This window comes from Deltaproteobacteria bacterium, assembly GCA_020848905.1.
GTDB lineage: Bacteria > Myxococcota_A > Polyangia.
Genome location: JADLHG010000074.1, coordinates 1 through 23,303 on the forward strand (window position 1 = coordinate 1; position 23,303 = coordinate 23,303).

Genomic DNA, 23,303 nt, shown 5'->3' on the forward strand with positions numbered 1-23,303 from the left:
GCGCTCGTCGACGCAGACAAGAACCTCGCGGCCGTGCAGCGGATGCCACCGATAGTGGACGACCCGCACCTCGGTACGACGCGCATTGTGACGTGTTTGTGCTCCAAAACCGACGGAAGCACTGCGTCGAGCGCGGCAAGTGGGTGCCGAGGCGTGAGCTCGATCCGTGCTCCTCGGCGCTCTATCTCGAGGGCGGCTGGAAGGACGTCGCGCCGGTGCCGCCCTCGGGAGAGCCTACGGTCGGCGAGCCACGAACCTGGCTCCTGCAAACGGGGTGGAAGCTTCGAGGGAAGCTGCGTACGGACGAAGTTCCGGGACGCTGAGCTTCGAGAGGACGGCGGCCGCGCTCGCGACCGCCTCCGGCGAAGCGGGGCCGCCTCGAGGCGCATGACCGATCATCGTGGATCACACCCGGCCAGCGCCGGGCCAGGCAGCCGCCACGGCCCCTACTTCGGCCGCACCACGAGCTCGGCGTCCCGGCCCACGGGGCGCGGGATAACCGCGATCACCGTGGCCGTCGCCGCCGTAACTACCGCCCCGAAGGCCGCCACCGCCCACCAGCGTCGGTACCAGGGGAGCTCCCGGCTCGTCAGCGGCCGCACCTTGGGGCGCGTGAGCCGCATCTCGCGGGCCAGCACCGGGAAGGCCGAGAGCGTGACGTCCACCCGCAGCGAGCCGTCGAGCTCCACCTTCACGAAGCGCACGAAGTCGCGATAGGACGGGTGCGTCACGCGCAGGGCGTGCGGCCCGACGGCGAGGCCGCTGAGCGGCGGCGCCGGACTGCGGCCCAGACGTCGGCCATCCACGTAGATCCACGCCCCGGCCACGTCGACCCGCACGTCGAGCGCCCCCACGTAGCGTTCGGGGAGCAGGAGCTGGTAGCCGAGCTCTCGAGCCGCGTCGCGCACCGCCCGCCTCGGGTCGAGCACTCCGCTCACCGCACGGAGCTGCCGCCCCTCTCCGTCGAGGAGCCGGAGGTAGACCACGAACCCTCCGCCCACGCTTCCCACGTCGCCTGTCACCACGAGCTCCGCGCCGACCTGTCGCGCGAGCTGCGCCACGCAGCGAGGTCGCTCGAGGCAATCGAGGTGCGAGCGTTTCTGGAGCTGCCGCTCGACCCGTCCCGGGCCGAGGATGCGGTGCGCGGGCAGCCCGCTGAACGCCGCCTGGAGCCACCGCTGCACCTGCCGCGCCTCGTCGGGTTTGATGCCGAGCTCTCCGAGGGGTGCGAGGAGCACCGTCGCTCCGTGCGCCGCGCTCCCGTGGACGAGCGCCAGCGTAAAGGCGACCGCGACCGCGCGAGCTATCGACATCGCGCGGGCTCCGCGTCGCAGTTGATGGCCCGGCTGCTCGAGAAGGCGAAGCCGAGTCCCGTGCCTAGCCCGGCCGCCACGACCCCTACCGCGGTCCAGAACCACCAGCGGGTGTACCAGGGCACCGGACGCACGCGTGGCCGGCTGGACCGACGCTTCGGCCCGAGTCGGGGCTGCTCGAGCGTCACCACCACCTGCGCCGTCTTCTGGAACCGGACCTGGACGGTCTGGATCGCGTCGGTGTAGCCGTCCTTGCTCAGCCGCAACGTCGCCGAGCCCACCTTGAGCCCGTGCTGCGTGGACAAGGGGGTCACCCCGAGCAGGCGGCCATCCAGATGCACCTGCGCCCCCGGCACGTTGGCCAGCACCGTCAGGGCGCCGAGGAGCTTCTCGGGCGCGACGAGCCCGTAGGCGGCCACGCGCACCGCCTCGATGAGCTGGTCCGGTTCGCCGCTCATGGCCTCTTGAATGCGCCGTACCTCCTTCTGCGACGCGACGTCGACCAGCTTCACGTTGAGCACGAAGCGCTCGGCCAGCCCGCCGACGTTCCCCGAGATGACCTGCTCGACGCCGAGGAGGCGCCCCACCTCGACCAGGCACGCCACCTCACCGGTGCAGTTCTGCAGCCGCGGCGCGCGCGCCATCAGGGCCTGGAGCCGGCGGGGCGACGGCATGGCCGCGTCCACGAGCCGCCCGAGCTCCATGCGCAGAAGCCCCTCGAGCCGCGCCACGATCTGCGGGTCCACGCCGAGCGGATCGATGCGGAAGACCGCCACCCGACCGGCGCGCGCGCTTCCCGCAGCTCCGACGACGAGCAGGAGCCCGAGGGCGGCGCCAGCCAGACTAGAGGGCATCAGCGCGTCCCGGCCTTGGGCACGGGCTTCGAGGCGGGCCCCGGCGCGGGGACGCCCGGGCGGGGCGTCGGCGACGGCGCGGGGACGGCGGGGGGCGGCGCGGGCTGCGGGCCCGGCGCGCCGCTCGGTCCTCCCTCGGCCCCCTCCGGCGGAATGATGTCCTTCTCCTCCTCGCGCCCTCCCTGGGTGCCGCCCCCGTCGGCCTTCACCGCAATCCCCGACGCGCTCGCGAAGCGAAACCAGAGGAGCTTGGTGAGCCACCAGATGCCGCCCCCCGGCGTGGCGTCGAAGCGTAACCCGACGATCTTGTCCGCCCCGAGCTTCTTCGCCTCCGCCACCAGCAGCTCGTTGACCGCCTTCTCCAGGTCAGCCTCGGGGATCCCGAGCGTGAAGAGGTAGAAACCCATGCACGTGGCCTGGAGGCCCGCCACGGGCTCGTAGCCCTTGGGGACGTGCACGACGTCGGGAGGCAGGCGGACCACCTCGAGGCTGCTACAGCCCGTCCCGAGAAGGAGAGCCAGGACGAGCAGCTGGCGGGGCATGGGCCTGGAGGTAGCAGACGGGCCCCGAGGCTGTCAACGCCGGGCCCCAAGGAACCACGAGGGTCAGAGCTCGGCTTCGATGCGCTCCGAGAGCTGGTCGATCGCGGCGCGGTCGAGCCGCGGGACGAAGAGGTGCGGCAGCTCGATCCGCGGCACGGGCAGGCGCACGGCCAGGCGGTCGAGGTACTCGCGATTGATGCGCCGGCGCGCGCGCAAGGTCTCCGCCGACGCGACGAGGTGTCGGAGGTCCCGGTCGTCCCCCACGCCGTCGCGCACGGCGTCCAGCGCCCCCGAGAGCGTCGCGTCCTCGTCGAGCTCCGCGGGATAGAGGGCGTTCACGACCAGCCGGTCCACGTCGATCTGCAGCTCGCTCCGCGCGGAGCGGTAGAGGTCGAGCGATTCGCTCACCGGCATCTCCTCGGCGAGCGTGGTGATCCACATGCAGGTCTGCTCGGGGTCCGAGAGCATCTCGCGGGCCTTGCGCGCGTCCCCCGTGAGCGGCCCCTCGGGGACGGCGTCCAGGATGACCTGCGGGATGCGCAGCATGCTGACCAGATGGCCCGTCGCGGGTCCGTCGAAGACCACCGTGTCGAAGCGCGGGCGGCCGGAGACGAGCTCGGTCGTGTGGTACCAGGCCTTGCCGATCATCGAGTATTCCTCGAGCGCCGGGAGCGCCCTGAGGAAGTAGCGCACCATGCGGTTCTCGAGGACCGCCTTGTAGACCGTGCGGAACTTGAGCACCATGATCCCCATCTCGCGGATCGCGGCCTGGGGGTTCATGTTCACGGCCCAGAGGTTGGGCTCCACGGCGACGATCTCCTCGCCGACCTCGCCGCCGCCGAGGAGCTGAGAGAGCCGCTGCTTGCAGCGCACGTGGGCGAGGAGCGTGCGTCGCCCCCGGCGCGCGAGTGCGGTCCCGAGCGCCACCGCCACGGTGGTTCGCCCCACGCCCCCCTTGCCTCCGATGATGACGAGTCGCCTATCGAGCATGGGACGGTGCGATCGGACCAACAGCCTCTGAGCGGGGTGAAGACGGGGGCGGAGCTTTGCAGCGGGGTCGAGAAGGTGTCAAGCGATCTGCAGCACCAGGCCCTCGTAGGCCGCGAGCGACTCGGGGAAGACCCGCCGACAGTCGGCCTCGATCTGGCGCACCTTGTTGTCGTCGTGGTCCGGGTCGTGGTGGAAGAGCACGAGCTTTCGCACCCGCGCCGCGCGCGCCACCTTGATCCCCTCCTCCCAGGTGCTGTGCCCCCAGCCGGTGCGCGCGAAGAGCAGGTCGCTCCCTGCGTACTCCTGCGGCGTGTACATCGCGTCGTAGACCAGCACGTCGGCCCCGTCGCAGAGGTTCACGAGCTTCTGGTCGAGCACCGAGTAGTGCTCGGTATCCGTCGCGATCACCACCGCGTGGCCGCCGAAGTCCACCCGATAGCCGAAGCAGCCGCCGGGGTGATTCAGCGCGACGGTCGTGATCACCGCGTCCCCACAAGCGACCGATTCCCCCTCGCGCAGGTCGTGAAAGCTCATCTGCGCCGCCATCTCCCCGAGGCTCACCGGGAAGTTCGGGTAGTTCATCTGCCCCGCGAGGGTCTCGGCGATCGTCGACGACAGCTTGCGCGCGCCGAAGAGGTCGAAGCGGTTCCCCTTCATGAAGGCCGGCGCGAAGAAGGGGAAGCCCTGGATGTGGTCCCAGTGGAAGTGGCTGAAGAACATCCGCGCCACGATGGGCATCTCCGGCGCGAGCTGCGCGCCGAGAGCCCGCAGCCCCGTCCCTCCGTCGAAGATCAGGATCTCGGAGCCGGCGCGCACCTCGACGCACGGCGTGTTGCCCCCGAAGTGCATGGTCGAAGGTCCCGGCACGGGGATGCTCCCCCGCACACCCCAGAAGCGGACGAAGAACATGCGCTCCTCCTCGATGAAACTCAGGTTGCCGGACCAGAGGGTGCGACGGTAGCACAGGGGAGCGCGGCTACTCCATGCGAAAGACGGACGGGATCTGGTCCGGGCCCTCGATGCACAGGTCCAGGTCGCGCAGCAGCCCGTCGGCGAGCGAGAAGATCCAGCCGTGCACCGCGAGCTCGCAGCCGCGACGCCAGGCGTCCTGAACGATCGTGGTGTGGCAGACGTTGGCCACCTGCTCGGCGACGTTCAGCTCGCACAGGCGGTCCGCGCGCGCCTCTTCGTCGACGATGGCGTCGAGCTCTCGCCGGTGCGCCATGTGCACGTCGCGGATGTGGCGCAGCCAGTTGTCGATCAGCCCGAGCGGCGTGGGCTGCAGGGAGGCGAGCACCCCGCCGCAGCCGTAGTGCCCGCAGACGACGACGTGCCGCACCCCGAGGACCTCCACGCCGTACTGCAGGACGCTCAGGCAGTTCATGTCGGTGTGCACCACCACGTTGGCCACGTTCCGGTGCACGAAGACCTCGCCCGGGTCCCGACCGATGAGCTCGTTCGGCGAGACCCGGCTGTCGGAGCAGCCGATCCAGAGCAGCGCCGGCCGCTGGATCGCGCTCAGCCGCTCGAAGAAGGCGGGGTCATTCTCGGTGCGCGCCGCGGCCCACGCCCGGTTGGCAGCGAAGCACTCGCGAAGGATGCGCATGACCGTCTCCTACCCGCTCTCGCGAGGCCCGCCCCGTCGGCGCGCGCTCAACTCGTCACCTCGCAGAGGAGGAACTTGAGGTACTCGCCCTCGGGGAAGCCCGGGAGCGTGGGGTGATCGGGCCCCGCCCCGAGGACCTGGAGCAGGCGCACGCGTCGGCGCTCGTCGAGAGCCGCGGCGGCGAGCGTCCGGCGCAGCTCGTCGACGGTCACGAGCTGCGAGCAGCAGGCGCTCGCCAGGAGGCCCCCGTCTCGCACCGTGCGGAGGGCCGCGCGATGCAGCTTGCGGTGCCCCTTGAGCGCGGCGTCCAGCTCGCGGCGCGAGCGGGCGAACTTGGGAGGGTCGACGATCGTGAGGTCCACGCTGCCGCGCGGCACCTCGGCCAGGTAGCGGAACACGTCCGCCTCGACCACGGGGAGCGCCACGCCGTTGAGCTCGGCGTTCCTCTGCGCCGCCGCGACCGCCCGCCCCGAGGCGTCTACCGCCGTGACCTCGAGCGCGCCGCCGTGAAGCGCGTTGAGAGCGAAGCCCCCCACGTAGCTGTAGCAGTCGAGCACGCGCTGGCCACGGGAGAGGCTCGCCACGAGCGCGCGATTCAGCCGCTGGTCGCAGTAGAGGCCCGTCTTCTGCCCCCCGAGGAGGTCCACGCCGTAGCGCACGCCGTTCTCGGACACCACGACCTCGCCCCCCTCGCCGTGGAGCAGGTGCGTGGTGGCAGGGATCCCCTCGGTCTGGGCGTAGGCCCCGGCGCCGATCTGCACGATACGCTCGGGCTCCAGGAGCTCGCGCAGCAGGGTCACGATCGCGTCGGCCAGGCGATAGAGTCCGAGCGCCGTGAACTGCACCGCCAGGCTCTTGCCGTAGACGTCCACGACCAGCCCGGGGAGGCCGTCTCCCTCGGAGTTGACCAGCCGGTAGGCGTCGGTTCCCTGGCCGGGGAGCCCGAGGCGCGCGCGCACCGCCAGCGCCGCGGCGAGGCGGCGACGCAGGAGCTCGCGGTCGATGTGCTCGTTCGGATCGCGCGAAAGGATGCGGGCCACGATGCTCGAACGCGGGTTCGCGAGCGCCCGCCCGATGAAGGCGCCGCTCGGGTCGATGACGTCCACCACGCCCCCCGGCTCGTAGCTCCCCTCCACGCGCTCGACGGCCTGCGCGTAGACCCAGGGGTGCCCGTACCAGAGGGGCTTCGCGCGTCCGCGTTTGACGATGAGCCGCGCCATCCCCCCCTCGTACCGCGGCCAGCCTCGGGTGGTCAACTCTCGCGGCTTCTGCAACACTTCGCGCGTGGCGCTCTTCGTCGATCTCCCCGCGGGCTACGACGCCCTCGCCCTGCGCACGCCGACCCTCCCGCCGGTCGCGCACACCAACTGCTACGTGATCGGGCACCGGCAGGCGATCGTGGTGGACCCCGGCTCCCCCTACGCTCCCGAGCAGGCGCGGCTGCTCGAGCGGCTTCACCGGCTGCGCGGCAGCGGCGGCGCGCTCCAGGCCATTCTGCTCACGCACCATCACAAGGACCACGTGGGCGGCGTTCTGGCCCTGGCGACCGCGCTGAAGGTGCCGGTGGCGGCGCACGCGGAGACCCTCGCGCGCCTCGCGGAGCTGGGTCGCGCGCCCTGTACCCCGCGCGAGCTCTTCGAGGGCTCGGTCCTCGAGGTCGACGGGCGCAGCATCGAGGTCCTGCACACCCCCGGACACGCCCCGGGGCACCTCTGCCTCTACGAACGCGCGAGCGGCGCACTCCTGGCGGGGGACATGGTGCCCGGTATCGGGACGACGTTGATCGATCCCAGCGAAGGGGACATGGGCGAGTACCTGGCCCAGCTCGAGCGGCTCGCCGCGCTCGAGCCGGGCGTGATCCTTCCGTCCCACGGGCCGGTGAAGCGCGACGGCGCCGCCTGGATCCGCAAGCTCATCCAGCACCGCCTCATGCGCGAGGCGAAGGTGCGCGCCGCGCTGGATACCCAGGGCCAGGCCCTCGAGACCGTCGCCCGGCTCGCGTACCCGGAGGTGCCCCCCTTCCTAGGGCCCCTCGCGGTACGCTCCGCGCTGGCCCACCTGATCAAGCTGGAGCGCGAAGGCCACGCGCGCCGCACCGCCCGCGGGGAGTGGCAGGCCTCGCCGCCGCGATCCCCGGCCGGGTGACCGCAGCGGCCAGCTGGCTGCTCGAGCGTCCTCCCCGGTCATCTCCGGCCTCCGCTGGTCGCGCGCCGCCGGCGACCCGCCAAGCAGGCACTGTCCCCGGCCTTTTCGCGCGGGCCCACCCGACGGGGAGCTTCCTCCGGCCCTCGTCCCGCGCGGCACGTCCCTTGCTCAGGGGCCGCTCCAGCGCGGCGCCGGCCTCGGGTTCGGCGTCGTCGCGCACCAGGACCTTCCTCGAGGAGCTCGCATGTCCTTCGCCCGATCGCTCGCCTTCGTGACCTCGGCCGCCCTCCTTTTCGGAACGGCCCAGCTTTCCCACGCCGAGCTGCCCAACCTGCGGGTCCTCGTGGGTCGGGCCGTGCGCACCATCTATTACAAGGGCCAGGTGGAGCGCGCCTTTCGCCAGGCCGAGGCGCTCGCCGCGCGCGTGCCCGGCGAGCGGCAGGCCACCTTCACCGCCGCGCTTGGCGACCTGCGGGCGGCCAGGCTGCCGACGCCGGCCCGGCTGAAGCTGCTCCAGACTCTCCTCGGCGCGCTCCAGCGCCCCGAGACGATCGTCTCCTTCGAGCGCCGCGTGGTGGACCAGTCCTTCGCCGAACGGGACGACCCGCACGAGTACCAGCGCTGGGAGCTCAAGACCCGGGTCGGCGACGCGGTGCGCACCAGCCAGCTCAAGTACAACGCTCGCGAGGTCGAGGCCGCCGTCGAAGGCGCCCTGCACCTCGTGAGCTACGGCACGCTGGGCGGCGCGCGCGGGGACCGCTTCGTCATCCACCCCGACACCGCGTGGCAGTCGATTCACAACGTCTTCGACGCCACGGGGACCTTCCTCTTCCGGGACCGCGTCCACGGCGAGAGCAGCCTCGGGCCGCTCCCCGGCTTCCGCAAGGTCCAGCCGAAATAGCCTTTCCCGCCCTCGCCGCTTCCGTCAGACTCGGAGCGACACTGCGAGGACCTCCATGACGCATTCCGCCCCGCGCGAGCTCGCCTCGGGAAACGCGATGGTGGCACGCGGCGCGCTCGACGCCGGGTGCCGCTTCTTCAGCGGCTATCCGATCACCCCCTCGAGCGAGATCTATCAGGTGATGATGCACGAGCTGCCGCGCCGCGGCGGGCTCGGACTCGCCGCCTCCGACGAGATCTCGGCCCTGGCCTACTGCGTGGGCGCCTCGATGGCCGGCTACCGAGCCATGACGGCTACCTCGGGACCCGGCTTCAGCCTGATGATCGAGACCATCCAGTACGCGGTGATGACCGAGATCCCCGTGGTGGTGGCCTTCGTGCAGCGCCTCGGACCCTCGACGGGCGGCGCGACGCAAGGCGGCCAGGGGGACGTGCTCCTGGCCGAGCACTGCACCTCGGGAGGCTACACGATCCCCGTCTTCGCCCCCGGCGACGCGCGCCAGTGCTACGAGCTCACCACCTGGGCCTTTCACTGGGCCGAGCGACTGCGCTCGCCGGTCGTGCTCCTCTCGGACAAGGAGGTCGGGATGACCATCGAGGGGATCGCCCCCGACGGCCTGCGCGCCCACCCGGTCGCCGCGCGCCGCCCCTTCGTGGGGGCCGTCCCCTACGTCCCGTACGCGTGCGATTGCCCGACAGAGGTCCCCGACTTCGCCCCCGTCGGCGGCGCCTCGCGCGTGGTGGCCACCGGCTCGGCCCACGACCCGCAAGGGCGCCTGCGCAAGAACGCCCCCGAGGTGCTCGCCATCCTGCGACGGCTCGAGGAGAAGGTGCGCGCGCACGCCGAGGAGCTGATCCTCGTGGACGCCGAGCCGGTCGAGAACGCCGAGACCCTCGTCGTGAGCTACGGCGTCTCCGCGCGGGCCGCCCGGCAGGCCTGCCGCGCGCTGCGGGCCAAGGGCCGCCGCGTGGCGTTCCTGCAGCTCCTGACGCTCTACCCGGTCCCCGAGAGGCAGGTGCTCGAGGCCGCGAAGGGCTGCCGGCACGTCGTGGTCGTGGAGGAGAATCTCTCGGGGCTCTACGCGGGTGTCCTCGAGGCCGCCATCGGACGCGAGCGGCTCGTGCGGCACGGCGGCCTCGGTGCGCCGATCACCCCGGCCGAGCTCGTCGCGCGCGTGGAGGTGCTCGGATGACGAACCCCACGCTGCGCACCGACCTCCCCCTCCCCTACTGCAAGGGGTGCGGCCACGCGCTCGTGCTGAAGGCGCTGGGCGCGGCCCTCGACGAGCTCGCGCTGCCGGCCGATCAGGTGGCCGTCGTGACGGACATCGGCTGCGTGGGGCTGGCCGACGACCAGTTCGCCACGCCGCACACCATTCACACCACGCACGGGCGCTCCACCGCCTTCGCCGCCGGGATCTCGCTCGCCGACGCCGTCCTCGGCCCGGCGGGGCTCAAGACCGTGGTGCTGATCGGGGACGGTGGTGCGATGATCGGCCTGCTCCACCTCGTGCAGGCCGCGCTCTACAACCCCGACGTGACGGTCATCGTGCACAACAACTTCCTCTTCGGCATGACCGGCGGCCAGGGCTCGTCCTTTTCGCCCATGGACTTCGTCACGGCCACCACGCCCGTCGGAAACTTCGTGCCGCCGCTCGACCTGGCGCAGGTGCTCCTCGCCAGCCGCGCCCCCTTCGTCGCGCGCAAGGTGGCGGGCGACCGGGACCTGACGCGCACGCTGGCCGACGCTATCGCGCACCCGGGCTTCGCCATGGTGGAGGTGCTCGAGCTCTGCACGGCCCACGCCACGCGCCATAACCCGCTCACGGGCGCCAAGCTGAAGGACGTGGCCGAGCAGGCGGGCTACGGCCTCGGGCTCCTGCGCGACGCGCCGCGGCCCACCTTCGGCACGGCGTATCGCGCGCAGGCCGAGAAGCTCGCCGCGAAGAAGCGGTCACCGGAGCTCCCGGCGGGACCCGTCGCGAGTTTGGACCGCCGGGTGGGCCTGGTCCTCGCCGGCACCGCAGGAGAGCGCGTGCAGTCGGCCGCCGGGCTCCTGGCCGAGGCCGCGCTGGCCGCGGGGCTGCACGTGACCCAGAAGAACGACAACCCCGTCACACAGGGCACGGGCTTCTCTGTCTCCGAGGTGGTGCTCTCCCCCGAGCCGATCCTCTTCACGGGGATCGAGGCGCCGGACGCGGTGCTGGTCGTGTCGCAGGACGGCGCGAAGGAACTGGCTCGTTCCGGCGTCTACGGGCGCGTGACCGCCGCGACGCGGCTCTTCGCCGACGAGAGCGTGACGCTGCCCGAGCTTCCGTGCGCGGTCGAGCGCCACCCGTTCCGCCAGACCGCGGGACCCAAGCGCGCCGCCCTCGCCGCCGTGGCGCGGCTCCTCGGCACCGAGCCCCTCGTGCCGCGCGAGACCTTCCTCGCCGCCAGCGACCTGCGGCACGGCAAGGAGGCCTCCGAGCTGCGCGCGCTCCTCGACCCCTTGCTGGGTTAGTTCCTCGAGGCTCGAACCATCGTGCGCACCACTACCCATCGGACCCTTCCTCTCCTCGCTCTCGGACTTTTCGCCTGCAAGAGCGGGACGCCCCCTCCGGACGCGAACACGACCGCGGACGCCGCGCGCGCCGACGCCCGGGTTCCCGACGCCCGGGCTCCCGACGCCGCCCCCGATAGCGCTCCGCCGGACGCGAACGCGCTGAAGAGCCCCCTCGGGCATCTGGACGCGGGCACCGGGGCGCCGATCTACACGATCTACGCCGCTCCGCTCGCGCGCAGCCGGTACCTCCTCGACGAGGGCTATCAGCTCACCTACGACCGCGTCGGCCTCCCCGTCGCCTTCCAGACCGACTATTCCGGACAGCTCGCCTTCGCCTTTCACCGCGGCGACGAGGTGGCCTTCTACGTCGACGAGTTCGCCGCGCGCCCGCGCGTGACCAAGAACTACGCCGACGCGGTGGAGCTCGTCTACGAGCCGCTCAGAGACCTCCGGGTCCGGCACGCCTTCGTGGTCCATACCTCGGGGCTCGCGCTTCACGAACTCACGTTCCAGAACGCCGGTTCGTCTTCCCTCACCTTCACCGTCTACCCGGTCTACTCCCGCGGCGGAAACGTGACGAGCGCGGCCGCCCGCCCCGCCAAGGACGGCGTCTCCTTCCGCCACAGCCAGGCCATGAACACCTGGACCGAGGCCACGCTGGCTGACTATCAGGTGGAGCGGCAGGACCTGGTGCTGCTGGATCGCCCCGCGGACAGCCTCGGCGGCTACGCGACCGAGCTGGCGCCGTTCTTCGGCCAGGCCAAGACGGGAGCGCTGAACGGCAAGCTCGCCACCACCACCTACGCCTTCGCGCTGGCGCGCAAGCTCGTCCTCGCGCCGGGGGCCACGACCTCGCTCCGCCTCGTGCGCGGCGTGGCCGAGGGCAAGGCTCCCGCCGAGGAGCTGGCGAAGGCCGCGACCGAGGTCTTGAAGAACGTGCGCCCGGCCCTCTCCTTCGCCGAGGCCGACGCCCTCTACGCGCGGGTCCCGGCCCCCGTCGGGCTCGGCCCCGATGAAACGCTGGCCTACTACCAGGCCTTCACGCTGGTGCGGCAAATGATGCTCCCCCCCGAGGGGCGCGCGAAGACCAACTACTACGTCTTCTCGCGCGAGCCGACCTGGAGCTGGGGACACGACGGCCAGGTCTTTCACGAGAGCCTGGTCATGCTGGCCTACGCGCACCTGGACGCCGAGAGCGCGATGGGCTCGCAGCGCGTCTTCATGCAGAACCAGCAGCCGGACGGCTACGTGAACTACCGCATCGGGCCGTACGTGGCGCAGGAGTTTCCGGTCAAGGGCGAGAAGACGAGCTCCGCGCCCTTCTTCGCCTGGACCAACTGGGAGGTCTACCGCATCACCAAGGACCAGACCTTCCTCGCGGAGGCCTACGCCTCGAGCCAGCGCTATCTGGCCTTCTTCATGAAGACCCGCGACAAGGACGGCGACGGCCTCTACGAGTGGGGGGGCCACGCGGTGCTCGAGTGCGTGCGGGATGGGGCCAACGTGGTCTGGCAGATGCTCGGCGGCACGGCCGAGGCCCCGCGCCAGGTCGAGGCGCTGGACCTGAACGTGATGCTGGTGCGCGAGCTGAAGTCCCTCGCCGACATGGCCGACGCGCTGGGCAAGAGCTCCGAGGGGACGGCGTATCGGGCGCAGGCCGAGGCGCTCGCCGGCCGCGTGAACGCCACCATGTGGGATGACGAACGCGGGTTCTATTACCACGTGGACAAGGCCACGAACCGCTTCGTCACCGACAAGGGCCTGGACCTGCGGCGCCAGGAGATCATCGGCTTTCTGCCGCTCTGGGCCGAGATGGTGCCCACGGACCGGCTGCCGCGCCTCCTCGCGCACCTCAGGGACACGACGAAGTTCTGGCGGCGCTACGGCGTGCCGACCCTCGCCGCCGACGACCCGGGCTTCACCCCGGCGGCCACGAGTTGTTGCCGCTGGAACGGCCCCGTGTGGCTGCAGTGGAGCTACCTCGTGCTGCGCGGCCTGCTCAACTACGGCTATACGGCCGAGGCCAAGGAGCTCGCCACGCGCAGCATGGCGGCCGTGCTGGCGCAGCTCCGGCGCACGCATCGCTTTCACGAGTCCTACAGCCCGGACCACGACACGGTCACCACCATCGCCCCCTACGTCTGGGACGGGATCCTGGCGCGCATGGTCATCGACGTGGCGGGGGGGCCGTAAGGGTGCTGGCCAGAACTAGGTGCGCAGGGATCGCGGCCCTGCTGCTCGTCGGCGGCGTGGTCTGCGCGTGCAGCACCTCCGGATCGAACACCGCGGACGGAGGTGCGCCGCTGGCTGACGGGAGCGTGCCCCGCGATGCGCTGTCGCAGACCGGGGACGCCGGCCTCCGCGCGGACGGGCCCGGCGGTTCGAGAGCCGACGGCGCGGTCTCGCCACCGCGCGACCGAGGCGCCACCTCCGACGCGCGACGCCCCTCCGACCTGGGCCCCGCCGGCACCACGCCCCAGGCGGTCTTCGTGCCGAAGCCCAGCGGGACCTGCCCCTCCTTCGCGGCCGGGCTGAACGCCTTCACCGCGGGCGGGCGCGCGCGGCAAGCCAAGGTCTGGATCTCGAGCGCCGCGACGCAGCTCGACGGTCCGCTCGTCTTCTACTGGCACTCGAGCGGCGGAACGCCCGACGAGGCGGCGTACGCGCTCGGCGCGGGCCCAATGAAGGAGCTCACGGACAAGGGGGGCATCGTCGTCGCCCCGGTGCGCGACCCCGCGTCGCAGCCCTTTCCCTGGTACCTGGTGCGCGGCACGGCCGACCACGACCTGCGCCTGGCCGACGAGATCCTCGCCTGCGCCGTGCAGCGCGTGGGGGTGGACCTGCGCCGGGTCCATTCCATCGGCATGAGCGCCGGCGCGGTGATGACCACGCAGATGAGCTGGCGTCGCTCGGGCTACCTCGCCAGCGTGGCCACCTACTCGGGCGGGCAGGAAGCCACGCCCCCGAACCAGGACCCGAGCAACCTCTTCGCTGCGCTCGTCTTCCACGGCGGGCCCACCGACACCTTCGGGAGCTACAGCTTCCAGGCCCTGAGCACCACCTATCACGGCGCGCTCGTCTCGGCCGGGCACTTCGCGGCCATCTGTAACCACGGTAACGGCCACGTCCTGCCCCCGAACGCCGGGACGCTGACCCTGACCTTCCTCCTCGCGCACCCCTTCGGCACGCGCCCCTCCCCCTACGCGAAGGGCCTTCCCGCCCCCTTTCCGGGCTATTGCACGCGGTAAGCGAGCGCGGACGGCATTCCGCAAGGAAGATAGACCGCGGCGCGTGGCTGCGTGACGCCGGACGCCGCTCTGGGCGGGCTGCGAGGTCAAGCCTGCCCCTCCCCGGGAATCGACCCCCGCTGTACCCGCCCCTTCGATCTTCAACGGCCGTTGGCGACCCGGACCGCCCGACGGCCCCGGCTTCTCCGACGGTTGCGCGGCCGACCGGCGTGGCGCAGGGCTTGCTCTCGCGCGAGGGATGCTCGTTCGCCACCGGCCCCTCGCGGGCCTCGCTCTCGGCGCGCTCTTCGGCCTGACCGCCTGCGTCCCTCGGAGCGAGGAGGGGACGCCGAGCGCCACCTGCCCCGGGGGAAAGTGCGACGAGGCGACCCCCGTCGAGGCGCTCTCGCAGCGCGAGAAGGAGCGGCTCTGCGTGCCGCCCTCGATCATGCTGCACTCGAAGAACCTGGCCGGGCTCAAGAGCCAGCTCATCCCGTGGCTCGTCGAGCAGGGCTACGCCACCATCACCTACGCCGATTACGCGCGCATCCTCGACGGGACGCTGAAGCGACCGCGACGCGCGGTGATCCTCTCCATCGACGACGTGCCGACCGACTGGATCCGCTCCGAGTTCAAATCCATGGTGGCAGAGCTCCTCAAGGCCAAGCTCACCACCGCGCTGGCGGTCAACACCACGCAAGCCCCCGAGGCGCAGAAGCCGAGCCCCACAGCCCCGTGGCAGGTTCTGCGCGACTGGCAGGCCGCGGGGATCGAGCTCGACTCGCACGGCACCGAGCACCTCAACCAGAAGTACTGGGCCGCGCGCGCCCTCGAGGGCAGCCGGCTCGGCGACGAGCGCCTGCGCTACCTCATCGACGAATCGTTTCGGCGGCTCGAGGTGGGCCTGGGACGGGCCCCGATGGCGCTCATCCTCCCCTTCGGCATTCCGGAGGCCGAGACCCCCGAGCTCGAGGTGGTGCGAGCGCGCGTGCGCGAGGCCGGCGGCGACCGCGCCGGTCGCTTCATCGTGGGCATCCCGAAGGGCCGCCTCGTGGCCCACCGCCGCGACGCCGCGGGCACGGTCACGATCGACTATCCCGTCTTCGTCGGCCGCGTGGAGATCCAGAGCACCAGGGACCGCACGGCCTGGGAGATCGTCCACTGGTATCGGAACACGCCGGCCTGCCAGGGCCTGGAAGAAGGGATCCGCGACGGCGGGGTTCTCGACGGGGGCCGCTGCGAGACCGGCGCCTGCGATGCGGGTCCGCACGACGCCGCACCGCACGACGCGTACCGGCCCGACGGCGCAAAGCGCGACGCCCGCCGTCCCGACGGCGCACCGCGCGACGCTGCGCCCCGCGACGCAGGCGTGCCCGATCAGGCCCTGCCCGACGCCCGCACGCGCGACGCCGGTTCCCCTTCCGCCCGATAGCCGCTCCTCTCCGAGAACCGCTTCCGCCCCTGCAGCGTCGGAGGCCACACCCCCGCGGACGGGCGACCGCCACACGGTCTTGCCTGGGCCGCTCCACCGAGATCCACCGACTTGCCCGCAGGGCGACGCGCGACCCACGCGGCACGTCGCTTGCTCTCGCCACCGGCGAACACCCTGTTGACTACGCATCCACGTAGGGAGGACTCCCATGCGACGGTATTCGTCTGCGACGGCCCCGAGCCTCGCGCTGCTTCTGGCCCTGACCCTCGGCGCCCCCGCGGCGTCGGCCTTCAGCCCGGCGCCCGGCAAGCGCACCCTTGTCGCTACCTCCGGGCCACGGCTCCTCACCGCCGACAGGAAGGCCTCCGCGCGCCTGAAGCTCGAGGCGCTCCGCCACAACGTATCGACCCTGTTCACGGCGCGCTTTCGGCCGGAGCGGCTGGCAGGCGGCGTGCGCGTAGAGGACCTGCCCGAGAGCACGTATCACGCCCCGCTCCCGGGCACCGCGCCGCAGAACAGCCTCGTCGCGCGCCTCGTGCAGTCGATCCTGGAGCGTCCGGCCCGGCTGGCCGCCGCGCGCCACCTCGAGCACGCCACGGGTCAGGAGGTGCTGGATGCCTGGAGTCTGCGCCTCGGGGGAGTCTCGCCCTTCGTCAGCAGGGCGCGTCCCGGCAGCGCGGGTCAGCTTCGCGAGCTCTGGCTGCAGAGCCACATCATGACGCTCACGCCGTAGCCCTGCCGTCCAAGCTCCTCAGCGCGCGCCCACCGCCGCCTGCCGGAGCAGCCGCGCCAGATAGCTCGCGACCCCCTGCTGCTGCGGTCCCGGCAGGCGACCCCGCGTGACCCCGAGGAGCGCCGGGTTGCCCGTCTCGACGGCGAAGTAGCGCCCCGCCGTGCGCGCGAGAGAGAGGTCGTTCACCTCGTCCCCGAACCCGGTCACCTGGCGCATCGTGAGGCCCATGCTCTTCGCGAGCGAGCGCGTGGCCTGCCCCTTGCTGGCCCCCGGCGCCGTGAACTCCACGAGCTTGCCCGATACCGAGTGGGTGCCGGGGTAGACCTGCAGCTTGGGAAGCGCCTTCGCGACCGCCTCCCGAAACCCGTCCAGGCGCGCGTCGGGGCCTTCGGCCGTGAGCATCAGCACCTTGCCGCCGGCCGCGCCGAGGGGACCTCGCACCTCCTGAACGCTGAGGGTGCGGCGCAGCCCCTCGATGTACTCCACCGCCTCGCGAAGCGGGTGCGGCTTGTACTCGCCGACCACCGTTCCGTCCGGTCGCAGCACCGTGGCCACCAGACACACCCCGTGGCGGTCGGCCTCGCGGGCGATCACGCGCTGCATGCGCCGGCTCACCGCCGCCACGCGCAGGATCTCCCCCGTCTCGAGGTTCTTCGTCAGCGCGCCGTGGAGGAGCATCACGGGCAGCGCGAGCCGCACGTCGCCGAGCACGCGCCGCATCTCGAGCTCGTTGCGGCCGGTAGCCACGCCGAGCTGCCAGCCGCGCCGCACGAAGAGGTTCATGGCCTTCTGGCTGTAGACCGGCAGGGGACGCCCCTTGAAGATCACCGTCCCGTCGAGATCGGTCACGTAGAGGCGGTCCTTGTCGGCCCGCCCGTTCGGCCGGCGTCCGCGCGTGGCGCCACCGCGCTCTGCGGCGAAAGCGCCCGCCGGCCAGCCCGCGCAGGCGAGGGCGAGGACGGCCGCGAGGCCCAGGCCCGTCCAGCGGGCCGGGAAGCGAAGGGCCGGGAGCGCGAACGCGAGATCGGTAGAGCGCGGCACGGATGCAGACAGCGGCATGGTCCTCGGCCCAGGTGCGAAGGGGAGTGCTCGGAGCGCACGAACGCGCCCGCTGGTAGGTAGCAAGGCCCAGGCCGCCTTCGTCGGCGGAGGGCGCCCAATGATTGAGATGAGTTCGACGGAACCACCGCCGCGTCGGCCCCGGTGGTCAGCGCGCGCGCAGCTCGGCTAGCCGGCGAGCCACCCAGATTCGGAGCACTGGCCGCGGAGGCCGGCATGCCGGGGTACGAACAGAACGATCAACCGGGATGGGGTGAGGACGAAGCGGGAGGAAACGGCAGCAGGGCGGGACGGCGAGCTACCACTTGATCTTCGAGAGGCGGGTGTGGTGGTGCGCGTCGTAGATCTTCCAGCGTCGGGCCTCGACCCAGTTGTGCACCGCGTGGATCCCGTTCAGCGGGCTCTTCAGGCCGAAGCGCTGTACCAATTCCGGCTTTGTCGCCAAAACAGGGAATTGCGTCACATTCCGCATTTGCTTCATGTGCAGCACGTAGGCCGCGACGTGCCCCACGGCGTAGGTGGCGAGCCCACCGATCGCGACGAGCACGTGGGGCACCGGGAGCTGCACCCCGAACATGGAGGTCAGGACAGCGCCACCGCCCGCCGCGAGGCCCAGGCCCGCGGCCACCTGGGAGATCTTGTGCCAGACGGAGAGACGCGCGTTGGTCTTGTCCACCTGCGCCATCTGCGGACCGAAGTGCTCGAGCAGCGCCTGCTCCTGCGCGCTCAACGGGCTCTTCTTGAAGGCCTCCCACCCGGCGACGCGACCGACCTGCGCGGGCGTGACGCCCTTCCAGCCCGCCTCGGCAATCTGGGCTGCAAGCTGGCGCTCCCGCTCCGGACTGAGCGGGGCGAAGACCGCCTCTACGTCCGTCGGCGCGGGGGGCTGACCGCCCTTGGCCCGGGCGGGGTGGAGCGGCAGTCCGGCAGTCAGTACCAGAGCGAGCCCCGGCACGAGGAGGCGAAGGATCGATCTCGATGCGCGCATGGTCGGCCTCGATGTAAGGGTCCAGCCGGCGCCGGTGGCGCATGATTGCCGCCTCCGCCGCCTGCAGCGAGGCTCCATAGCAAGCCCTGTGCCCGGACGGCCGTTCGATATCGCAGCGATTTCCGGTCGCGTGGCGCCCGGCGGAGGGCTAGGTGGCAGCCGCGGTGGCCGCTATCTTCCGTGAGCGCGCGAGCCCGCGCCAGCGGTCGAGCAGCGGCCACGGATGCGCCCGCACGAGCTCGTCGAGCGCCGCTTGCATCGTCTCGACGAGCTCCGCGTAGCAGCGCCGCACCGTGTCCTCGTCGCGCGCCGCACGCGCCTCGAAAGCTTCCCAGCGCAGCGGCGGCAAGAAGCGCAACCGAAGCTGCGCGGGCAAGGGCACGGTGGGAATGAAGCCCGGCACCACGCCCCACGGCAGGCCCGCCACGAGCGGAAAGACCTTGCTCCGCACGCGCCCGAGCGAGAGCCGTGCGGCGAGGCCTTCCCCGCGCGAAAGGACGCAGGTCGTGTCGTGGCTGCCGTGACAGACGACCGGCACCACGGGCACACCGAGCTCGAGCGCGAGCCGCGCGACGCCCGTGCGTCCGCCGAAGTCCACGCGACCGCGCTCCCAGATGGGACGGAAGGCCTCCCAGTCGCCCCCGGGGTAAACGAGCACCGAGGCACCGCGTCGCAGCGCGCGCCTCGCGTTGCGCATGCTGGCCGGCAGACCGCCCGCACCCCGTACGAACGCGCCGAAGCGGGGGATCACGAAGAGCAGATCGTGGCCGAGAAAATAGAGGGGCTCCTCGGGCCCGCGATGGGTGACCCACCAGTGCACGAGCGCGTAGGCGTCCGGCGTGTAGAGCCCCCCGGAGTGGTTCCCGACCAGCAGCAGAGGCCCGCGCGCAGGAAGGTTCTCCTCTCCTTCGATCACCGGACAAAACCAGCGCAAAAGCTGACCGATGCGCGGCGCCCACCGCGCGACGAGCGCGGGGTCGCGCTGGAAGCACTCGTCGGCACGGGCCCGTCCCATGCGCCGGGCGATCCCTCGCCACGGTCCACGCTCCCTCGGGGCCGAAGCCGCACGCGCCCCGTCAGCGTCCACGCCCCGGGCTCTCCGCGAGGAAGCGCAGCACCACGTCGTTGAAGCGCGCCGGCTCCTCGAGCATCGGGGGGTGCGCCGACCGCTCGAGGAGCGCGAGCGTGGCGTTCGGCAGGCCGCGCGCGAGCCGCTCGCCGATGCTCGGCGGCAGGAGCGGGTCGTGCCGTCCCCAGACGAGCAGCGTGCGCACGGCGATCTCCGCCAGCTCCTCGACGGGCCGAAGCTGGTCGAGCAGGCCGCGGCAGAGGCGCTGCTTCGCCTCCCGGTGGCGGTGAAACTCCTGATGCAGGAGCTCGCGCAGCACGAAGCGCGGGATGTAGCGCGGCCGGTAGAAGACCGTGTCCAGAAACCGCTTGAGGCCCTCCACGTCCGGGGGCACCAGCACCTCGGCGATGTCCTCGGGGTAGCCGAAGGCCGCCGCCACACGCTCGGCCTCCTCGACGGTGGGCTCCACCCCCGCGGGACCGACGAGCACGAGCTTCTCCAGTCGCTCCGGCTGCCGGAGCGCGAGCTCGAGCGCCACGAAGCCGCCGAACGAGACTCCCACGAGGTGCACGCGGCGAAGCCCCAGCCGGTCGAGCAGCTCGAGCACCGCCTCGGCGTGCGCCGCGGCCGAATCCATCCGGTGGCCATCGAGCGGCACGCTGCCGCCGAACCAGAAGAGGTCCGGCGCCACGACCGAGTAGTGCGGCGCGAACGCCCCGACCTGCTTCTCCCAGGTCTCGAGCGCGCTGCCGCCGAAGCCGTGGAGGAAGACCAGCGGCGGGCCGCTTCCGCCGCGGTAGTAGCGCATGCGCCCGGTACTGAGGAGCGCGCTGTGGGAGCCCAGTCCCACGCGGCGGAACTTGCGCAGCAGCATGGCGCGGAACAGCGTGAGCACCGGCGCGCCCGGACGCACCAGCGGGACGAGCGGCAGACCGGAGCGCGGTTCGCTCGGGCGGAAGCCCCAGCGTCGACCGGGCGGCACCTCGTGCGGCTTCTTGTGCGGCCTCCCCGGCACGTCCCGCCAGGATCTGCGCGTCATCCGTTGATCCTAGCCCACCGCGCCGCGGGGCGCCTCTTTCCGCTCCGTCGCGCACAGTCGGCGGCAGTCGTTCGACGCGCTGACGCGCCGCAGGGTGCGAATATCGAAGAGGCCCCGTCTCCCTCGCCGCGGGGCCGGCCCCCCACTCTGCGACAGCTTCCGCGGCTCTCCGGAACCTCGCGCGGCTGGCACGCCCGCTGCCTTGCTCGGAGGCGAGCGGTTCGGCCGAAACCTCGTCGGAGCAGCGCCCCCATGGCACTACGTCCTCGTCACGCACGCCCGACTTGCCTCCTCGGCCTGTCGCTCCTCCTCGTCGCCTGCGACCCGGGGCCGACGGCCACGCGCCCCTCGGGCTGGAGCGGACGACGCGCCGATCGCGACGACGATGGCCCCCCCATCGGCTCCGCGGCGGTCCTCGAACGGCCCCTCGCCGGACTCGCACCCCAGGCCGTCGGCTGCGGCGGCACCGCGCCCACCTCCACGCATCCGGCCTTCGAGCAGGAGCTCGTCGAGCGCGTGAACCGGGAGCGGGCGCTGCAGGGCCTTCCTCCGCTCGCGCGCAACGCGCGCCTCGACGAGGCGGCGCGGTATCACACGGCGGACATGGCGGCGGACGTCTACTTCAACCACGACACCTACGATCGGATCGGCGGCGCGCTGACCCGCGTCTGCGGCTTCGGAGATCGCGTGACCTCCTTCTACCCGAGCTGGGGCTGGCTGGGCGAGAACCTCGCGCTCGGGCAGGCCACTCCGGCCGACGCGATCGCGGCCTGGATGGGCAGCGCCGGGCATCGCGGCAATATCCTGCACGCGAACTACTGGGAGATCGGCGTGGGGTACTCCGCAGGGAACTACTGGGCGCAGGACTTCGGCACGCCCGGGGGTTCGTCCAGCACGCGCGTGGTGGTCAATGGCGAAGCCGCGAGCACCACCGACCCGAACGTCACGCTCTACGTCTACGGCACCTGGACCCAGATGCGCGTCAGGAACAACGACGGCGCCTGGTCGGCGTGGGTTCCCTTCGCCAACAGCTCCACCTGGCGGCTGCCGAACCTCCGCGCCACCCACCGCGTGACCGTCGAGGTGCAGCAGGCCTCGACCGTGGCCTCGGACGACGACACGATCTTTCTCGACGTGCCGGGGCCGAACCTCCCGCACAAGCTCTACCTGCCGATCATCATGCGGCTGTGAGAGCGCGCCGCGCCAGGCCCCGTCAGCGCGTCGGTTCCGGCGTGAGCGGGCCCTCGCCCCCGTAGAGGCGACGCAGCTCCTCGGTCACCACGCCACCGGCGAGCGTCACCGCGCGATAGGCATCCGCCCCCTCGGTGGCGATGCGACGCATCGAGGTCCGGTCCACCCGATAGAGACCGAACGGCTGCTCGAAGGCAAGAGTCCACTCGTAGTTGTCCAGCAGCGCCCAGTGGTAGTAGCCGCGGAGATCGACCCCTTCCGCGACGAGCCGGTGCGCCTGCTCGAGGTGGCGCACGAGGCTCTCGGCGCGCCGCTTGCCGCTGCGCGTGGAGATGCCGTTCTCGGTGATCACGAGCGGCAGAGCCGGGAAGCGCTTCGCGAAGGCCTTGCCCACCTGATACAGGCCCTGGGGCTCGTGCTCGTAACCCATGAGCGTGAGCTTGTTCGGGTCCGGCGTGGGGCACTTCATCAGCTTCAGCGCGCCGGGAACCACGCTCTCGATCAGCCCGTTGCACGGGGCGTACGTCAGCGGGGGGAAGATCGTCATCTTCGTGGTCGCCGAGACGTAGTAGTACTGCAGCCCGACGAAGTCCTGCTTCCCCTTCCAGCTCGGGTGCGCCTCGTCGGGCGTGCCGTCCAGGTTCGTGTCCAGCCCCCCCTTGGCCAGCGCGTCCACCATCAGGAGCTGCGAGAAGTACTCGCCCTGCTCGGCAGCCGCTCGGTGCTCGGCGTTCTTCGCGTCGGCCGGGACCCACCAGCTCACCGACTGCGCGAGCCCCACGAACGACGACGTGCCGTCCCCGTCGGCGTCCTTCTGATCCAGCCGCTTGATGAGGTCGTAGGCCCGCGCGTGGGCCTCGACGACGTTCCGGATCAGCGGCACGACGACCTCCGGCACGGATTGCCCCGCGAGACCTGGGGGAAAGGCTCCGTAGAGGTAGCCCAGCGGGATGAAGGCCATGGGCTCGTTGAAGGTGACCCACGTGTCCACGCGGTCGCCGTAGCGCGCCACCACCTTCTCGACGAACTTCAGCCACTCCTCCACCACCGTCGGGTTCGTCCAGCCGCACAGGTTCTCGTCGCGGATAGGCGGGGTCGCCGACATGCAGCCCTCGAGCTCGCGCAGGTCGAAGACCCACACCGGATCGGTGAAGTGGTGCAGCGTCACCGTCGGGCGGATGCCGCGCCGCTTGAGGGAGTCGAGGACCGCGTCGTAGTGCGCGAGCGCCTCCTCGCTGAAGACCCCGCGCTTCGGTTCGACCCGGCTCCATTCGATGCTGAAACGGTAGTGGCTGAGCCCGAGCTCCTGCACGAGAGCGGCATCGCCGTCGAACTGTCGATATCCATCGACCGCCTTGCCCGACGGTTCGCGGGTCTTCCCGGCGAAGCCCGGCAGGGTCTCGAACTGGTGCCAGTTGTTGTTCGCGTTGTCCCCTTCGAGCTGATGCGCCGCCGTGGCCGCGCCGAAGTGGAAGCCCGCCGGGAAGGCCAGGGCCGGGGGGCCGGCGCTCTGGCCATCGCAGCTCGCCCAGGCCCCGAGTCCGAGGCCCAGGCCGACGCAAATCAGGGCATACGATCTGACGGTCCGCATCACGCTCCCTCGTCTCACGTCGCCTCTCGCGGGCGACTCGACCCCTGGTACACTTCCGCGCTCCGGCAGTCTACAATAG

General features: G+C 71.7%; 22 protein-coding genes. 10 read left to right on the top strand and 12 right to left on the bottom strand.

The window, feature by feature from the left end; genetic code table 11:
• Positions 1–92: 92 nt before the first annotated feature.
• Positions 93–323 (top strand): hypothetical protein, encoded by a 231-nt coding sequence (locus IT371_29860; GenBank protein ID MCC6751897.1) that lies wholly within the window; start codon positions 93–95, stop codon positions 321–323.
• A gap of 123 nt (positions 324–446) precedes the next feature.
• On the opposite strand, the gene IT371_29865 is transcribed toward IT371_29860, so the two are convergent.
• The 7 genes from IT371_29865 to IT371_29895 form a co-directional block, all read right to left on the bottom strand.
• The gene (locus tag IT371_29865; protein ID MCC6751898.1) at positions 447–1,313 is read right to left on the bottom strand and encodes a PEGA domain-containing protein; all 867 of its coding nucleotides are present in this window, start codon (positions 1,311–1,313) and stop codon (positions 447–449) included.
• The gene (locus IT371_29870; protein MCC6751899.1) at positions 1,304–2,167 is read right to left on the bottom strand and encodes a PEGA domain-containing protein; all 864 of its coding nucleotides are present in this window, start codon (positions 2,165–2,167) and stop codon (positions 1,304–1,306) included. Before IT371_29870 ends, IT371_29865 begins: the two co-directional genes overlap by 10 nt.
• Positions 2,167–2,709, bottom strand: coding sequence for a hypothetical protein (locus tag IT371_29875; GenBank protein ID MCC6751900.1), 543 nt, complete (start codon positions 2,707–2,709; stop codon positions 2,167–2,169). Before IT371_29875 ends, IT371_29870 begins: the two co-directional genes overlap by 1 nt.
• 63 nt (positions 2,710–2,772) lie before the next feature.
• A complete protein-coding gene (locus IT371_29880) occupies positions 2,773–3,699 on the bottom strand; it encodes an ArsA family ATPase (protein ID MCC6751901.1) in 927 nt (308 codons plus the stop codon).
• A gap of 78 nt (positions 3,700–3,777) precedes the next feature.
• Positions 3,778–4,608, bottom strand: coding sequence for an MBL fold metallo-hydrolase (locus IT371_29885; protein ID MCC6751902.1), 831 nt, complete (start codon positions 4,606–4,608; stop codon positions 3,778–3,780).
• Positions 4,609–4,675: 67 nt separating this feature from the next.
• Positions 4,676–5,305: a carbonate dehydratase gene (gene can / locus IT371_29890; GenBank protein MCC6751903.1), complete on the bottom strand. Its 630-nt coding sequence runs from the start codon at positions 5,303–5,305 to the stop codon at positions 4,676–4,678.
• Positions 5,306–5,352: 47 nt separating this feature from the next.
• Positions 5,353–6,525, bottom strand: a complete 1,173-nt coding sequence (locus IT371_29895) for a class I SAM-dependent rRNA methyltransferase (GenBank protein MCC6751904.1) — start codon at positions 6,523–6,525, stop codon at positions 5,353–5,355.
• On the opposite strand from IT371_29895, the gene IT371_29900 reads away from it, so the two are divergent.
• The 8 genes from IT371_29900 (at position 6,512) to IT371_29935 (ending at position 16,287) form a co-directional block, all read left to right on the top strand.
• Positions 6,512–7,450, top strand: coding sequence for an MBL fold metallo-hydrolase (locus tag IT371_29900; GenBank protein ID MCC6751905.1), 939 nt, complete (start codon positions 6,512–6,514; stop codon positions 7,448–7,450). The genes IT371_29895 and IT371_29900 overlap by 14 nt on opposite strands.
• 244 nt (positions 7,451–7,694) lie before the next feature.
• Complete coding sequence (locus tag IT371_29905) at positions 7,695–8,351, top strand: hypothetical protein (protein MCC6751906.1); 657 nt, start codon at positions 7,695–7,697, stop codon at positions 8,349–8,351.
• 55 nt (positions 8,352–8,406) lie between these two features.
• A complete protein-coding gene (locus tag IT371_29910) occupies positions 8,407–9,543 on the top strand; it encodes a pyruvate flavodoxin/ferredoxin oxidoreductase (GenBank protein MCC6751907.1) in 1,137 nt (378 codons plus the stop codon).
• A complete protein-coding gene (locus tag IT371_29915) occupies positions 9,540–10,853 on the top strand; it encodes a 2-oxoacid:acceptor oxidoreductase family protein (GenBank protein MCC6751908.1) in 1,314 nt (437 codons plus the stop codon). The genes IT371_29910 and IT371_29915 overlap by 4 nt, the downstream gene beginning before the upstream one ends.
• 21 nt (positions 10,854–10,874) lie before the next feature.
• Complete coding sequence (locus IT371_29920) at positions 10,875–13,088, top strand: hypothetical protein (protein MCC6751909.1); 2,214 nt, start codon at positions 10,875–10,877, stop codon at positions 13,086–13,088.
• A 2-nt stretch (positions 13,089–13,090) separates the two neighbouring features.
• A complete protein-coding gene (locus tag IT371_29925; protein ID MCC6751910.1) occupies positions 13,091–14,143 on the top strand; it encodes a hypothetical protein in 1,053 nt (350 codons plus the stop codon).
• Between the two features lie 238 nt (positions 14,144–14,381).
• Entirely contained in the window at positions 14,382–15,554 is a 1,173-nt protein-coding gene (locus tag IT371_29930) for a polysaccharide deacetylase family protein (protein ID MCC6751911.1), read from the top strand.
• A 208-nt stretch (positions 15,555–15,762) separates the two neighbouring features.
• Positions 15,763–16,287: a hypothetical protein gene (locus tag IT371_29935; GenBank protein MCC6751912.1), complete on the top strand. Its 525-nt coding sequence runs from the start codon at positions 15,763–15,765 to the stop codon at positions 16,285–16,287.
• 18 nt (positions 16,288–16,305) lie between these two features.
• On the opposite strand, the gene IT371_29940 is transcribed toward IT371_29935, so the two are convergent.
• The 4 genes from IT371_29940 to IT371_29955 all read right to left on the bottom strand — a co-directional run bounded on the left by IT371_29940 (position 16,306) and on the right by IT371_29955 (position 20,442).
• On the bottom strand, positions 16,306–17,346 hold the full coding sequence (locus tag IT371_29940; GenBank protein MCC6751913.1) for an HAD family phosphatase: 1,041 nt from the start codon (positions 17,344–17,346) through the stop codon (positions 16,306–16,308).
• A gap of 298 nt (positions 17,347–17,644) precedes the next feature.
• A complete protein-coding gene (locus IT371_29945; GenBank protein ID MCC6751914.1) occupies positions 17,645–18,334 on the bottom strand; it encodes a hypothetical protein in 690 nt (229 codons plus the stop codon).
• Positions 18,335–18,482: 148 nt separating this feature from the next.
• Positions 18,483–19,349: an acyltransferase family protein gene (locus IT371_29950; protein MCC6751915.1), complete on the bottom strand. Its 867-nt coding sequence runs from the start codon at positions 19,347–19,349 to the stop codon at positions 18,483–18,485.
• A 61-nt stretch (positions 19,350–19,410) separates the two neighbouring features.
• Positions 19,411–20,442: an alpha/beta hydrolase gene (locus IT371_29955; protein MCC6751916.1), complete on the bottom strand. Its 1,032-nt coding sequence runs from the start codon at positions 20,440–20,442 to the stop codon at positions 19,411–19,413.
• A gap of 252 nt (positions 20,443–20,694) precedes the next feature.
• On the opposite strand from IT371_29955, the gene IT371_29960 reads away from it, so the two are divergent.
• Entirely contained in the window at positions 20,695–21,633 is a 939-nt protein-coding gene (locus IT371_29960) for a CAP domain-containing protein (GenBank protein ID MCC6751917.1), read from the top strand.
• A 22-nt stretch (positions 21,634–21,655) separates the two neighbouring features.
• Here the strand turns inward: IT371_29960 and IT371_29965 are convergent, their stop codons facing one another.
• Positions 21,656–23,224: a glycoside hydrolase family 1 protein gene (locus tag IT371_29965; GenBank protein MCC6751918.1), complete on the bottom strand. Its 1,569-nt coding sequence runs from the start codon at positions 23,222–23,224 to the stop codon at positions 21,656–21,658.
• Positions 23,225–23,303: the final 79 nt, after the last annotated feature.

What these genes read in the sequence shown, in the direction of transcription:
- IT371_29865 (MCC6751898.1), bottom strand. Translation starts at nt 1,313, where the DNA reads ATGTCGATAGCTCGCGCGGTCGCGGTCGCCTTTACGCTGGCGCTCGTC.
- IT371_29870 (MCC6751899.1), bottom strand. Translation starts at nt 2,167, where the DNA reads ATGCCCTCTAGTCTGGCTGGCGCCGCCCTCGGGCTCCTGCTCGTCGTC.
- IT371_29875 (MCC6751900.1), bottom strand. Translation starts at nt 2,709, where the DNA reads ATGCCCCGCCAGCTGCTCGTCCTGGCTCTCCTTCTCGGGACGGGCTGT.
- IT371_29880 (MCC6751901.1), bottom strand. Translation starts at nt 3,699, where the DNA reads ATGCTCGATAGGCGACTCGTCATCATCGGAGGCAAGGGGGGCGTGGGG.
- IT371_29885 (MCC6751902.1), bottom strand. Translation starts at nt 4,608, where the DNA reads ATGTTCTTCGTCCGCTTCTGGGGTGTGCGGGGGAGCATCCCCGTGCCG.
- can (MCC6751903.1), bottom strand. Translation starts at nt 5,305, where the DNA reads ATGCGCATCCTTCGCGAGTGCTTCGCTGCCAACCGGGCGTGGGCCGCG.
- IT371_29900 (MCC6751905.1), top strand. Translation starts at nt 6,512, where the DNA reads ATGAGCCGCGCCATCCCCCCCTCGTACCGCGGCCAGCCTCGGGTGGTC.
- IT371_29895 (MCC6751904.1), bottom strand. Translation starts at nt 6,525, where the DNA reads ATGGCGCGGCTCATCGTCAAACGCGGACGCGCGAAGCCCCTCTGGTAC.
- IT371_29905 (MCC6751906.1), top strand. Translation starts at nt 7,695, where the DNA reads ATGTCCTTCGCCCGATCGCTCGCCTTCGTGACCTCGGCCGCCCTCCTT.
- IT371_29910 (MCC6751907.1), top strand. Translation starts at nt 8,407, where the DNA reads ATGACGCATTCCGCCCCGCGCGAGCTCGCCTCGGGAAACGCGATGGTG.
- IT371_29915 (MCC6751908.1), top strand. Translation starts at nt 9,540, where the DNA reads ATGACGAACCCCACGCTGCGCACCGACCTCCCCCTCCCCTACTGCAAG.
- IT371_29930 (MCC6751911.1), top strand. Translation starts at nt 14,382, where the DNA reads ATGCTCGTTCGCCACCGGCCCCTCGCGGGCCTCGCTCTCGGCGCGCTC.
- IT371_29935 (MCC6751912.1), top strand. Translation starts at nt 15,763, where the DNA reads ATGCGACGGTATTCGTCTGCGACGGCCCCGAGCCTCGCGCTGCTTCTG.
- IT371_29940 (MCC6751913.1), bottom strand. Translation starts at nt 17,346, where the DNA reads ATGCCGCTGTCTGCATCCGTGCCGCGCTCTACCGATCTCGCGTTCGCG.
- IT371_29945 (MCC6751914.1), bottom strand. Translation starts at nt 18,334, where the DNA reads ATGCGCGCATCGAGATCGATCCTTCGCCTCCTCGTGCCGGGGCTCGCT.
- IT371_29950 (MCC6751915.1), bottom strand. Translation starts at nt 19,349, where the DNA reads ATGGGACGGGCCCGTGCCGACGAGTGCTTCCAGCGCGACCCCGCGCTC.
- IT371_29955 (MCC6751916.1), bottom strand. Translation starts at nt 20,442, where the DNA reads ATGACGCGCAGATCCTGGCGGGACGTGCCGGGGAGGCCGCACAAGAAG.
- IT371_29960 (MCC6751917.1), top strand. Translation starts at nt 20,695, where the DNA reads ATGGCACTACGTCCTCGTCACGCACGCCCGACTTGCCTCCTCGGCCTG.
- IT371_29965 (MCC6751918.1), bottom strand. Translation starts at nt 23,224, where the DNA reads ATGCGGACCGTCAGATCGTATGCCCTGATTTGCGTCGGCCTGGGCCTC.